At 71.1% G+C, this 12847-nt stretch carries 10 protein-coding genes; 8 read left to right on the forward strand and 2 right to left on the reverse strand.

The window, feature by feature from the left end:
- Positions 1-108: 108 nt before the first annotated feature.
- On the reverse strand, positions 109-855 hold the full coding sequence (locus ACTWPP_RS34820; protein WP_443108660.1) for a maleylpyruvate isomerase family mycothiol-dependent enzyme: 747 nt from the start codon (positions 853-855) through the stop codon (positions 109-111).
- A 72-nt stretch (positions 856-927) separates the two neighbouring features.
- Between ACTWPP_RS34820 and ACTWPP_RS34825 the strand changes: the two genes are divergently transcribed.
- The 4 genes from ACTWPP_RS34825 to ACTWPP_RS34840 all read left to right on the forward strand — a co-directional run bounded on the left by ACTWPP_RS34825 (position 928) and on the right by ACTWPP_RS34840 (position 6430).
- Positions 928-1719, forward strand: coding sequence for an MBL fold metallo-hydrolase (locus tag ACTWPP_RS34825; protein WP_443108661.1), 792 nt, complete (start codon positions 928-930; stop codon positions 1717-1719).
- A 253-nt stretch (positions 1720-1972) separates the two neighbouring features.
- Positions 1973-4810 (forward strand): excinuclease ABC subunit UvrA, encoded by a 2838-nt coding sequence (uvrA, locus tag ACTWPP_RS34830; RefSeq protein WP_443108662.1) that lies wholly within the window; start codon positions 1973-1975, stop codon positions 4808-4810.
- 562 nt (positions 4811-5372) lie between these two features.
- Positions 5373-5822, forward strand: coding sequence for a Rieske (2Fe-2S) protein (locus ACTWPP_RS34835; RefSeq protein WP_443108663.1), 450 nt, complete (start codon positions 5373-5375; stop codon positions 5820-5822).
- Between the two features lie 119 nt (positions 5823-5941).
- Positions 5942-6430: a Rieske (2Fe-2S) protein gene (locus tag ACTWPP_RS34840; RefSeq protein ID WP_443108664.1), complete on the forward strand. Its 489-nt coding sequence runs from the start codon at positions 5942-5944 to the stop codon at positions 6428-6430.
- Here ACTWPP_RS34840 and ACTWPP_RS34845 read toward each other — a convergent pair.
- A complete protein-coding gene (locus ACTWPP_RS34845; RefSeq protein ID WP_443108665.1) occupies positions 6417-7634 on the reverse strand; it encodes a mechanosensitive ion channel family protein in 1218 nt (405 codons plus the stop codon). The two genes, ACTWPP_RS34840 and ACTWPP_RS34845, sit on opposite strands and share 14 nt — an antisense overlap.
- A 173-nt stretch (positions 7635-7807) precedes the next feature.
- Here ACTWPP_RS34845 and uvrC point away from each other — a divergent pair, with 173 nt between their 5' ends.
- From uvrC to whiA, 4 genes are all read left to right on the forward strand, one after another.
- Positions 7808-9859, forward strand: coding sequence for an excinuclease ABC subunit UvrC (gene uvrC / locus ACTWPP_RS34850; RefSeq protein ID WP_443108666.1), 2052 nt, complete (start codon positions 7808-7810; stop codon positions 9857-9859).
- A complete protein-coding gene (gene rapZ, locus ACTWPP_RS34855) occupies positions 9856-10734 on the forward strand; it encodes an RNase adapter RapZ (RefSeq protein ID WP_443108667.1) in 879 nt (292 codons plus the stop codon). Before uvrC ends, rapZ begins: the two co-directional genes overlap by 4 nt.
- A gap of 51 nt (positions 10735-10785) precedes the next feature.
- Positions 10786-11766, forward strand: a complete 981-nt coding sequence (locus ACTWPP_RS34860) for a gluconeogenesis factor YvcK family protein (RefSeq protein WP_443108668.1) — start codon at positions 10786-10788, stop codon at positions 11764-11766.
- Between the two features lie 61 nt (positions 11767-11827).
- Positions 11828-12808: a DNA-binding protein WhiA gene (gene whiA, locus ACTWPP_RS34865; protein WP_443108669.1), complete on the forward strand. Its 981-nt coding sequence runs from the start codon at positions 11828-11830 to the stop codon at positions 12806-12808.
- The last annotated feature ends 39 nt before the right edge of the window (positions 12809-12847 follow it).

The following is a 12847-nucleotide window of genomic DNA, read 5'->3' on the forward strand; positions in this document are numbered from 1 at the left end:
TTCGACGTCGCGGGCGACCGGATCAAGCACATCTGGGCAGTGCGGAACCCCGAGAAGCTCCGGCCCTGGACGACGGGCTGACGTGCGCTTCCGTCCTGGAGAAGTCCCCTAGAAATCCGCGGGCCGGTGCGGCCAGGGCGGCGGCACCGGCAGCCGGCCGTCCGGGCGGACGCTCACACCGGAGCCGTCCGTGCGGCCGCTCAGCCACCCCAGGAGCGCCCGCCCGGACCCGGACGCCTCCGGGCCGCCGGGCGTCCAGCCGAGGTCGGCGGCCTCGCCGGAGTCCGTCGCGGTGATACGGAGCCCGGCGAGCTCGCCGCGGAGCTTCTCCGGGAGCGCGACCATGTCCGCGAGCGTGCCGCCCAGCGACCACCGGACGTAGGGCTCGGGCCAGTCGGCGGGCCCGTACCCGGCGGCGAGGTCGACGTGATGCGCCTCCACCTCGTTCCAGCGGCGGTACACGGTGTACCAGGCCGGATGCGACCAGCCTCCCATCGCCTCCACGGGAGCGTTCCAGGCGTCCTCGGGCAGTGTCCTCGCCTGCTCGGTGAACCGCGCCGCCGTGGCGCGGACGTCCTCGGTCAGCTCGTCCCGGCCGCGTCCGGCGCCCTCGTCCAGTGCGGCGTTGCGGGCGTCCAGGCTCGGGTACTGCGGTATCTCCACGCCCGTCCGCGCCCATTCCAGCAGGTTCCACAAGGAGTCGGCATTTCGGGCGATATGGGTGGCGACATGCCCGCGGCTCCACCCGGGCAGCGCGGAGGCGGCGCGCAGATCCTGGTCGCTGAGCTTCGACAACGTCCGGACAATGCGCTCCACACCGGAATCCAGCTCATCGATCACTTCTCGCCAGTCCATGACACGCCTCCCTATACCGAAAGAGCCTCCATCCTTTCGCACCGCCCCTCCCCATGCCACACAATGGCGATCATGGAACTTCCGATCTGCATGACCTGTGGCGTCCAGTACGCGGGGCCGCGTCCTGACTGCCCGATCTGCGAGGACGAGCGCCAGTACGTCGGCTGGGACGGCCAGAAATGGACGACCCTGGAGGAACTGCGCACCGATCACCGCGGCGTGGTCGCCGAGGAGGGCCCCGGCGTCGTCGGCATCGGCACCGAGCCGTCCACCGCCATCGGGCAGCGCGCACTGCTGCTGCGCGCCCCGTCCGGCAACGTCCTCTGGGACACGACCACTCACATCGACGACGACCTGATCCGCCAGGTGAACGACCTGGGCGGCATCTCCGCGATCGCGATCAGCCACCCGCACTTCTACGGCAGCATGATCGAGTGGGCGCACGCGTTCGACGCCCCCGTCCACATCCACGAGGCCGACCGCCGCTGGGTGGCCCGCCCTGACGACGCGGTGGTCTTCTGGTCCGGCGACACCCGCGAACTGGCCGACGGCCTCACGCTCATCAACGCGGGCGTGCATTTCGACGGCGGCCAGGTCCTGCACTGGCGGGACGCCCACGCGGTGTTCTCCGGCGACATCCTGCAGGTCGTGAACGACCGCGACTGGGTCAGCTTCATGTACAGCTACCCGAACTTCATTCCGGAACGTCCCCGCACGGTCCGCCGCGCCCTGCGCCTGCTGGAGCCCTACGAGTTCGACCGCGTCTACGGCGCCTGGTGGAAGAAGATCGTCTACACCGACGGCAAGAACGCCGTCCGCCGCTCCGCCGACCGCTACCTCTCCCATGCCCTGGACGACGAGTGATCCAAGCCGGTCCGCCGCGGTCTCGGGCACGCGGGTCCGGCCGGCCGTGTTCTGGTGGCGGGCGGCGTTCGAACACGTGTACGGTGCGGTAGTGCCGTCCGGACCCTCCGGGGACGGGCGGGGAGCGTCATGAAATGCGGCGGCGGCCGCCGCCGTTAAGGACTCGGGGGATTCTGTCGTACCCCCTGGCTAGCCTTGAGACCGAGCTGTCTCCGCCGATCGCCGCGCCCAGAAGAGGAACCGGAAGAACACCGTGCATGATCGACTCATTGTGCGTGGAGCACGCGAGCACAACCTGAAGGACGTCTCGCTCGACCTCCCGCGGGACTCCATGATCGTGTTCACCGGTCTGTCGGGTTCCGGGAAGTCCAGCCTGGCGTTCGACACGATCTTCGCGGAGGGGCAGCGCCGGTACGTCGAGTCGCTGTCGGCCTACGCCCGCCAGTTCCTCGGGCAGATGGACAAGCCCGACGTCGACTTCATCGAGGGCCTGTCCCCGGCGGTGTCGATCGACCAGAAGTCGACCAGCAAGAATCCGCGGTCGACGGTCGGGACGATCACCGAGGTGTACGACTACCTGCGGCTGCTGTACGCGCGGATCGGGCACCCGCACTGTCCCGAGTGCGGCCGGCCGATCAGCCGGCAGGCGCCGCAGCAGATCGTCGACCGGGTGCTGGAGCTGGAGCCCGGCACCCGTTTCCAGGTGCTCGCGCCGGTGATCCGCGGGCGCAAGGGCGAGTACCTGGAGCTGTTCCGCGAGCTGCAGTCCAAGGGGTACTCCCGGGCGATCGTGGACGGGCGGACGATCCGCCTGGACGAGCCGCCCAAGCTGAAGAAGCAGGAGAAGCACGACATCGCGATCGTGGTCGACCGGCTCTCGGTGAAGGACTCGGCGCGCCAGCGGCTCGCCGACTCGGTGGAGACGGCGCTGGGTCTCGCGGGCGGCACGATCGTCCTCGACTTCGTCGACATGCCCGAAGGCGACGAGAACCGCACCCGGATGTACTCCGAGCACCTGTACTGCCCCTACGACGACCTGTCGTTCGAGGAGCTGGAGCCGCGGTCGTTCTCGTTCAACTCGCCCTACGGCGCGTGCCCCGAATGCACCGGTCTCGGGACGCGCATGGAGGTCGACCCGGAGCTGGTCGTCCCGGACGAGGAGCTGACGCTCGGCGAGGGCGCGATCCAGCCGTGGTCGAACGGGCACGTGAGCGACTACTTCCTGCGCCTGCTGTCCGCGCTCGGCGACGCGATGGGCTTCGACCTCAACACCCCGTGGGAGAAGCTGCCCGCCAAAGCGCGCAAGGCGATCCTGAACGGGCACGAGACACAGGTCCACGTGCGCTACAAGAACCGGTACGGCCGGACGAGGTCGTACTACACCGCGTACGAGGGCGTGATCCCCTACATCCAGCGGCGGCACGCCGAGTCCGAGAGCGACACCAGCAGGGAGAAGTTCGAGGGCTACATGCGGGAGATCCCGTGCCCGGCGTGTGAGGGCGCGCGGCTCAAGCCGGTCGTGCTCGCCGTCACCATGGGCGGGATGTCGATCGCCGAGGTCGCCTCGCTGCCCATCGGCGAGGCCGCGAAGTTCCTCCTGGCGATGGAGCTGAGCGAGCGGGAGACGCACATCGCCGAACGCGTCCTCAAGGAGATCAACGCCCGGCTCGGGTTCCTGCTGGACGTCGGCCTCGACTACCTGACCCTCGACCGGGGGTCGGCGACCCTCGCCGGCGGGGAGGCGCAGCGCATCCGGCTGGCCACGCAGATCGGTTCCGGGCTCGTCGGCGTCCTGTACGTGCTGGACGAGCCGTCCATCGGCCTCCACCAGCGTGACAACCACCGGCTCCTGGAGACGCTGCTCCGGCTGCGCGACATGGGCAACACCCTGATCGTCGTCGAGCACGACGAGGACACCATCGCCGCCGCCGACTGGATCGTCGACATCGGCCCCCGCGCCGGCGAGCACGGCGGCGAGATCGTCGTGTCCGGCACCATCGAGGACCTGAAGAGGTCCGACCGCTCCCTGACCGGCGCCTACCTGGACGGGCGCCGCGAGATCGCCGTCCCGGAGATCCGCCGCCCCCGGACGAGGGGCCGCGAGGTCACCGTGAAGGGCGCGCAGCAGAACAACCTCCGCGACGTGGACGCGACGTTCCCGCTCGGCGTCCTCACCGCCGTGACCGGCGTGTCCGGTTCGGGCAAGTCGACGCTGGTCAACGACATCCTGTACAGCTCCCTGGCGAAGAAGCTGAACGGGGCCAAGCTCGTCCCCGGCAAGCACAAGCGCGTCAACGGCGTCGACCAGCTCGACAAGGTCGTGCACGTCGACCAGTCGCCGATCGGGCGCACGCCGCGCTCCAACCCGGCGACGTACACCGGTGTGTTCGACCACATCCGCAAGCTGTTCGCGCAGACGACGGAGGCGAAGGTCCGCGGCTACCAGCCGGGCCGCTTCTCCTTCAACGTCAAGGGCGGCCGCTGCGAGAACTGCTCCGGCGACGGCACCATCAAGATCGAGATGAACTTCCTGCCGGACGTCTACGTCCCGTGTGAGGTCTGCCACGGCGCCCGCTACAACCGGGAGACCCTGGAGGTCCACTACAAGGGCAAGACGATCTCCGAGGTCCTCGACATGCCGATCGAGCAGGCCACCGAGTTCTTCGAGCCGATCAAGGCGATCCACCGGCATCTGAAGACGCTCAACGACGTCGGCCTCGGCTACGTCCGGCTCGGCCAGCCCGCCCCCACCCTGTCCGGCGGCGAGGCGCAGCGCGTCAAGCTGGCGTCGGAGCTGCAGAAGCGCTCCACCGGACGCACCATCTACGTGCTGGACGAGCCGACCACCGGCCTGCACTTCGAGGACATCCGCAGGCTCCTCGGCGTCCTGAACGGCCTGGTCGACAAGGGCAACACGGTGATCATCATCGAGCACAACCTGGACGTCATCAAGACCGCCGACTGGATCATCGACATGGGCCCCGAGGGCGGCTCCCGCGGCGGCACCATCGTCGCCACCGGCACCCCCGAGGACGTCGCCGAGGTCGACGCCAGCTACACCGGCCAGTTCCTCGCCAAGATCCTCAAATGAGGTTTTTCCGGGTTCGCTGAACCGTGCGGCCGCGCCGGCGCGTGCTGATAGGTGGGGCCGGTCGAAGGCGGGCCCCGCGGATGGCGGACGGCCGGGCCGGGAAAGCCGAAGGCGCACCGAAGGCGGTCACGGCGCATCAGCGGCCGCGGGCGGGGGACCGCGGCGGCGTTGTTCCTCCGGAACGCGGGGGCCGCCGCACGGCGGCGTGCGGGACGCCGGAAGGGGCGTCCGGGGGCAGGCACGCCGCGGTCCCGGCCACCGATCCCGGAGGTCCGGCCTGGTCAAGGGGGACGGACCTCCGGGCCATCGGCCGATCTGTGGGACGCGGCGTTGTGGGGTTTCCGGGACGCCGGGCCGCTCTCGGGTGTCGGGAGGTCTCCGGGGACGCCGGCCCACTTCTGGACATCGGTCGGCGTCAGAGGCGCTGGCCGGTGTCGGGACATCGGCGGGTTTCAGGAGGTTGGCGGGAGGACTCTTGGTGGAGGGCGGTGTGGTGCAAGGGGCGGTCGGTAAGAGGGCGGGTCGGTGTGGCGTGTGGGCCGTCGTCCAGGATCATGGAGGGATGACTGAAGAAGTGACGCCCGGAGCCTCGCAGCGTGCGGGGTGCGCCGGGAACGGGGGGATCGGGCGCCGCACGGTGCTGTGCGGCGCGGGGGTCGCCGGCGCCGCCGTGCTCGCCGGGTGCGGGAGCGGCGGGGAGGAGAAGACCGCCGAGGACCTCAAGGGCCAGGAGATCGCGAAGGCCGCCGCCATCCCGGTCGGCGGGGGCAAGGTCTACGACTCGGAGAAGGTCGTGGTGACCCAGCCGTCCCAGGGCACGTTCAAGGCGTTCACGGCGATCTGCACGCACCAGGGCTGCACGGTGGACAGGGTGCAGAACGGGCTGATCAGGTGCGCCTGCCACGGCAGCGAGTTCAAGATCGCGGACGGTTCGGTGCAGAAGGGCCCGGCGGACCGGCCGCTGACGGAGTACCCGGTTCAGGTCCGGAACGGCGGCATCGTCGTCACCTGAATCCGAGCTCGCGCGACCGCCCGGACCTGTGAATTTGGTTTCGCTTTGAACCATCTCGTGCGCGGATTCGTTCTCCCCGGTGACACACGGGAACCGAGAGATGTCATCGGAGGGCGAGTATGCAGGAGTCCGAGACGCAAGCGGACGGGGCGGCGCAGGCGCCGGGGGACGCGCCGGCCGGGGGGAACACCCGCAGGGGCGTCCTCCTCGGCGCGGGACTCGCGGGCATCGCCGGGATAGCGGCGGCGTGCGGCGGGTCGGGGGACGACGGCGGCGACGCGGGCGGCTCCGGAGGCGGGGACGCGGGCGGCGGAGCGGCCGGCACGGCACTGGCGTCCGCCGGGGAGATCCCGGTCGGCGGCGGCAAGGTCTTCGAGGACGCGAAGGTCGTGGTGTGCCAGCCGGCGCAGGGCGAGTTCAAGGCGTTCTCCGCCACCTGCACCCATCGGGGCTGCAGCGTCGGCTCGGTGTCCGGCGGCATGATCAACTGCCCCTGTCACGGCAGCAAGTTCAAGATCACCGATGGTTCGGTGGCGAGCCCGCCGGCGGACAAGCCGCTGGAGGAGAGGCAGATCACCGTTCAGGGCGACAAGATCATGCTCGCCTGAGCGTCTTCGCGCGGGCCGGGCCGCCCTCCCGCGGGGCGGCCCGCCCGCCTTCGGCGCGATCGCCGTCCGGCCGTCCGCCGTCCGTCTCACCGCCGACGATCTCTCCGTCCGCCGGCTCCCGGCCGTCCGAGCCGGCGCCGTCCGAACCTGCGCCGTCCGTGGCGCCGTCGGCCGAGACCTCCTCGGGGCCGACCCGGAAGCGGGGGAGCGCGTCGGGGTGGTGGGCGCGGATGTGGGAGATGAGATGTTCGCGCATGTCGCAGCGCAGGTCCCAGGTGCTCGCCGAGTCGGCGGCGCTCATCAGCGCCCGGAGCGTGACCAGCCCGTTCGGCTGCACATCGACCACCTGCAGGACCCATTCCCGCCGGTCCCACAGCGGGTTCTCCTTGAGCGCCGAGTGCAGCTCGGTGCGCAGTTCCTCGATCGGGACCGACCAGTCGACGTGCAGTTCGACGGAGCCCAGCAGCCGGTTGGAGTGCCGGGTCCAGTTCTCGAACGGCTGCTCGGTGAAATGCGAGACCGGGAAGATCATCCGGCGGTCGTCCCAGAGACGCAGCACCACGTACGACAGCGTCAGTTCCTCGACCCGTCCCCAGTTGCCCTGCGTGACGACGACGTCGTCCAGCCGAAGCGCGTCGCTGAACGCCAGCTGCAGCCCGGCGAGCAGGTTGCCCAGCGTCGGCCTCGCCGCGATGCCGACGACCAGCCCGGCCACGCCCGCCGAGGCCAGCACCCCGGCACCGACCGCCCGCACGCCCGGGAAGGTGAACAGCGCGGCGCCCACCGCCAGGATCACGATCAGCACGGCCGCGATGCGGCGCAGCAGCAGCATCTGGGTGCGGGCCCGCCTGGCCCGCCGGTTGCGCTCGCCCTCGATGCGCATCAGCCGCTCCAGCGGCGGATCGCTCAGCGCGTAGCCGATCCGCAGCACCAGCCACGTGGTGGCGCCGATCGCGGCGATCCGCAGCACGTGCCGGACGGCGCCCTCGGCCTGACCGGCGAGGAGGTGGTACGGCATCGCGGCGTTGGTGCTGACCACGGCCGCGAACGCGAACGCCGGCGCGGTGCAGCGCCGGGCGGCGCGTCCGGCGCCCGGCCAGCGCGCCGACAGCCGGCCGGCGAGCAGACGCCGGCCGGCCTCCACGATGATCGCGGACGTGGCGATGACGGCCGCCAGGAAGCTCCAGGCCCACAGTGCCGACACCTGCGCAACGACCCCCTCAGCCTGGGTGGAGAACCTCCGTCCGGAAACCTCCGTTCGACCCTCCCTTTCCACTCGCTTTGACATCATCCAGACGAAAAGGGGAGATCTCCGTCACCCTGGGACGGGACGCGCGGGCGTACAGCGTGTCGGTACCGCCCACTAGGCTTTTGAGCGTGGCAGATCCGGCGACCTACCGACCCGCACCGGGCTCCATTCCGGAGTCCCCCGGGGTGTACCGGTTCCGTGACGAGCACGGCCGGGTCATCTACGTGGGCAAGGCCAAGAGCCTGCGCCAGCGCCTGAACTCCTACTTCGCCGACTTCTCCGCCCTGCACCCCCGCACGCAGACGATGGTGCAGACCGCCGCCCGCGTCGACTGGACCGTCGTCGGCACCGAGGTCGAGGCCCTCCAGCTCGAATACTCCTGGATCAAGGAGTTCGACCCGCGGTTCAACGTCCGTTACCGCGACGACAAGTCCTATCCGTACCTGGCCGTCACCCTGAACGAAGACTTCCCGAGGGTGATGGTGATGCGGGGCGCGAAGCGCAAGGGCGTGCGTTACTTCGGGCCGTACTCCCACGCGTGGGCGATCCGGGAGACGGTCGACCAGCTGCTGCGCGTGTTCCCCGTCCGGACGTGCAGCGCCGGCGTGTTCAAACGGCAGCACCAGCTCGACCGGCCCTGCCTGCTCGGCTACATCGGCAAATGCTCGGCGCCGTGCGTCGGCCGCGTCTCCCCGGAAGAGCACCGCCTCCTCGCCGAGGACTTCTGCGACTTCATGGCGGGCCACACCACCCGGTTCACCAAGCGTCTCGAACGCGACATGCGCGAGGCCGCCGCGTCCCAGGAGTACGAGCGCGCCGCCCGGCTCCGCGACGACATCCGCGCCCTGGAGCGCGCCCTGGAGAAGCAGACGGTCGTCTTCGCCGACACCACCGACTGCGACATGATCGCCTTCGCCGAGGACGAGCTTGAGGCGGCCGTCCAGGTCTTCTACGTGCGCGGCGGCCGGATCCGCGGCCGGCGCGGCTGGGTGGTCGACAAGGTCGAGGACGTCACCACCGCCGACCTGGTCGAGCACTTCCTCATCCAGACCTACAGCGAGAGCGAGTCGGTGCCTCGGGAGGTACTCGTCCCGGCCATGCCGCCCGAGGAGGACGCCATGACCGAGCTGCTTTCCGAGCAGCGCGGCGGGCCCGTCCGGGTGCGCGTCCCGCAGCGCGGCGACAAGAAGACCCTGCTGGAGACGGTCGCGCGCAACGCCCACGAGGCGCTCAAGCAGCACAAGACGCGCCGCGCGTCCGACCTCACCACCCGCAGCCGCGCGCTTCAGGAGATCCAGGACGCGCTGGAGCTGGACGAGGCGCCGCTGCGCATCGAGTGCTACGACGTCTCCAACCTGCAGGCCACCAACGTGGTCGCGTCCATGGTCGTGTTCGAGGACGGCCTGGCCCGCAAGAGCGAGTACCGCCGGTTCACCATCAAGGCCGTCGAGGGCCAGGACGACGTCCGCTCCGTCCACGAGGTCATCACCCGCCGGTTCAGGCGCTACCTCGCCGAGAGCGAGAAGATGGGCGAACTGGACCACCTCGGCGATCCCCCCGAAGCGATCGCCGGGCGGGCCGGGGGATCATCCCCCCAGAACGAGACCGAGGAAGGCGCCCACCAGCCGATCGACCCGGAGACGGGCAAGCCGCGCAGGTTCGCCTACCCGCCCAACCTGGTGCTCGTCGACGGCGGCCCGCCGCAGGTCGCCGCCGCGCAACGGGCACTGGACGAACTCGGCGTCGACGACATCGCGGTCTGCGGCATCGCCAAGCGTCTGGAGGAGCTGTGGCTGCCCGGTGAGAGCGACCCGGTGATCCTGCCGCGCAACAGCGAAGGCATGTTCCTCGTCCAGCGGGTCCGCGACGAGGCGCACCGGTTCGCCATCACCTTCCACCGGCAGCGGCGATCCAAGTCCATGACGGTGAGCGAACTCGATAACGTTCCGGGTCTGGGCCCGGCGCGCCGCGCGGCGCTGCTGAAACACTTCGGTTCGCTGAAGCGGCTGAAGGACGCGACACCCGAGCAGGTCGCCGAGGTCCCCGGAATCGGGCGGCGCAGCGCCGAGGGCATCGTCGCGGCCCTGCACGGCACCGCCGCCCCGTCCGGAGGCTCGGGCGGAGACGGCGGCGGCGCGGGTGCGGGCGGAGACGGGGAGCACAGGGGGAGACGGTCATGACGAGAGAGACGAAGATTCCGGACATCGTGATAGTCACCGGCATGTCCGGGGCGGGCCGCAGCACCGCGGCCAAGTCCCTGGAGGACCTCGACTGGTTCGTGGTCGACAACCTGCCGCCGGGGCTGCTGGCCACGATGGCCGACCTCGGCGGCCGGGTGAAGAACGCGGTGCCCCGCATCGCCGTCGTCGTCGACGTGCGGAGCCGCGCGTTCACCGAGGACCTGCACTCCTCCATCGCCGAGCTGGAGGCGCGCGGCGTCCACCCGCGGGTGGTGTTCCTGGAGGCGAACGACGCCGACCTCGTGCGCCGCTTCGAGAGCGTCCGCCGCCCCCACCCGCTGCAGGACGACGGGCGCCTCGTCGACGGCATCGCGCGGGAACGGGAACTGGTACGCGAGGTCCGCGCCGAGGCCGACCTGGTCATCGACACCAGCGGCCTCAACGTGCACGAGCTGCGCAACAAGATCATCGGGTTCTTCGGCAACGACACCGGCGAATCGAGCCTGCGCGCGACCGTCGTGTCGTTCGGCTACAAGTACGGGCTGCCCGTCGACGCCGACCTCGTCGTCGACTGCCGGTTCCTGCCGAACCCGCACTGGGTGCCGGAGCTGCGGCCGAAGACGGGCCGCGACACCGCCGTCCGCGACTACGTCCTCGGCCAGCGCGGCGCGAAGGAATTCCTCGACGCCTACGCCGAGGTCCTGCGTCTCCTCGCCGACGGGTACGAGCGCGAAGGCAAGCACTACGTGACACTCGCCGTGGGATGTACCGGTGGCAAACACCGTAGTGTGGCCATGGCGGAACAGATCGCCGCCCGGCTGCGGGACGAGGGCATCGAGGTGCAGGTCGCCCATCGTGACCTCGGCCGCGAGTGAGACCCGCCCCGGGGCCCGGCGCGGGTCCCGGACGAGGAGAGAATCGGCACGGTGAAGCCCAACGGCCCGAAGGTCGTCGCACTCGGCGGCGGCCACGGCCTCTACGCCTCGCTGTCGGCGCTGCGACGCGTCACCGACCGGCTGACCGCGATCGTCACCGTCGCCGACGACGGCGGCTCCAGCGGACGGCTCCGCCGCGAACTCGGCGTCCTGCCGCCCGGTGACCTGCGGATGGCGCTCGCCGCGCTGTGCGGCGACGACGAGTGGGGGCAGACCTGGCGGGACGTGGTGCAGCACCGCTTCCGCAGCCGGGGCGACCTGCACGACCACGCCGTCGGCAACCTCCTCATCGTCGCGCTGTGGGAACTGCTCGGCGAGGTCGGGCCCCGCTCCGCCGGCGGGCCCGGCTCCACCGTCGCCGGCCTCGACTGGGTCGGCCGGCTCCTCGGCGCGCACGGCCGGGTCCTGCCGATGGCCGCCGTCCCGATGGACATCGTCGCCGAGGTCCGCGGCGCCGACCCGTCCCGTCCCGACGAGGTCACCCACGTCAAAGGGCAGGCCGCGTGCGCCAAGACGCCCGGCAGCGTCCTCGGGGTGTCCCTCGTCCCCGCCGACCCGCCCGCGTGCCCCGAGGCCCTCGCCGCCGTCGACGACGCCGACTGGATCGTGTTCGGCCCGGGCTCCTGGTTCACCAGCGTCCTGCCGCACCTCAAAGTCCCCGCGCTGGCCCGCGCCCTCACCTCCGCCCGCGCCCGCCGCGCCGTCGCGCTGAACCTCGCGCCGCAGCCCGGCGAGACCGACGACTTCTCCCCGCAGACCCACCTGGAGGTCCTGCGCGCCCACGCACCCGACCTGAGCGTGGACGTCGTGATCGCCGACCGCGGGGTGGTGGACGACCCGGAGGCCCTCGACAAGGCCGTCAAGGAGATCGGCGGGAGTCTCGTCCTCGCCGACGTCGCCGCCGACGACGGCTCGCCGCGTCATGAACCCGCCCGTCTGGCCCAAGCCTTCGACAAGATATTCACCGACTGACGACCCGCGGGGCCGGAATCGGCCACACTGCTGGGAGTCCGATAGGGGGAGGGTTCATCAGATGGCGATGACCGGTGTGGTCAAGGACGAGCTGAGCAGGCTCACGGTCATGAAGCCGTGCTGCCGCAAGGCCGAGGTCTCGACGCTGCTGCGCTTCGCGGGGGGTCTGCACCTGGTCAGCGGGCGGATCGTGATCGAGGCCGAAATCGACACCGGCGTCGCGGCACGGCGCCTGATCAAGGACGTCGCCGAGGTGTTCGGCCACACGTCCGAAGTGGTCGTCCTCGCGCCCAGCGGCCTGCGCAAGGGCAACCGCTACGTCGTCCGCGTCTTCCGCGACGGCGAGTCGCTCGCGCGGCAGACCGGGCTCATCGACAACAACGGCCGGCCCGTCCGCGGGCTGCCCCGCCACGTCGTCGCGGGCGCCGCCTGCGACGCCGAATCCGCCTGGCGCGGTGCGTTCCTCGCACACGGGTCGCTCACCGAACCCGGCCGGTCCATGTCCCTCGAAGTGACCTGCCCCGGCCCGGAGGCGGCGCTCGCCCTCGTCGGCGCCGCCCGCCGCCTCAAGATCCACGCCAAGGCCCGCGAGGTCCGCGGCGTCGACCGCGTCGTCGTCCGCGACGGCGACGCCATCAGCGCCCTCCTCACCCGCCTCGGCGCCCACGACAGCGTCCTCGCCTGGGAGGAACGCCGCATGCGCCGGGAGGTCCGCGCCACCGCCAACCGGCTCGCCAACTTCGACGACGCCAACCTGCGCCGCTCCGCCCGCGCCGCCGTCGCCGCCGGCGCCCGCGTCGCCCGCGCCCTCGAGATCCTCGGCGACGACGCCCCCGACCACCTCGTCAACGCCGGCCGCCTCCGCCTCGAACACAAACAGGCGTCCCTGGAAGAACTCGGCCAGCTCGCCGACCCGCCCCTCACCAAGGACGCCATCGCCGGCCGCATCCGCCGCCTCCTCGCCATGGCCGACAAACGCGCCGGCGACCAAGGCATCCCCGGCACCGACGCCAACCTCACAGCCGACATGCTGGCGCCGTAGTTGATCGGGGGGCGCCCCCACCCCCGTTGCGAGCCGGTC

This window comes from Actinomadura sp. 3N407, assembly GCF_052245875.1.
In the GTDB taxonomy this organism is placed as follows: Bacteria; Actinomycetota; Actinomycetes; order Streptosporangiales; family Streptosporangiaceae; genus Spirillospora.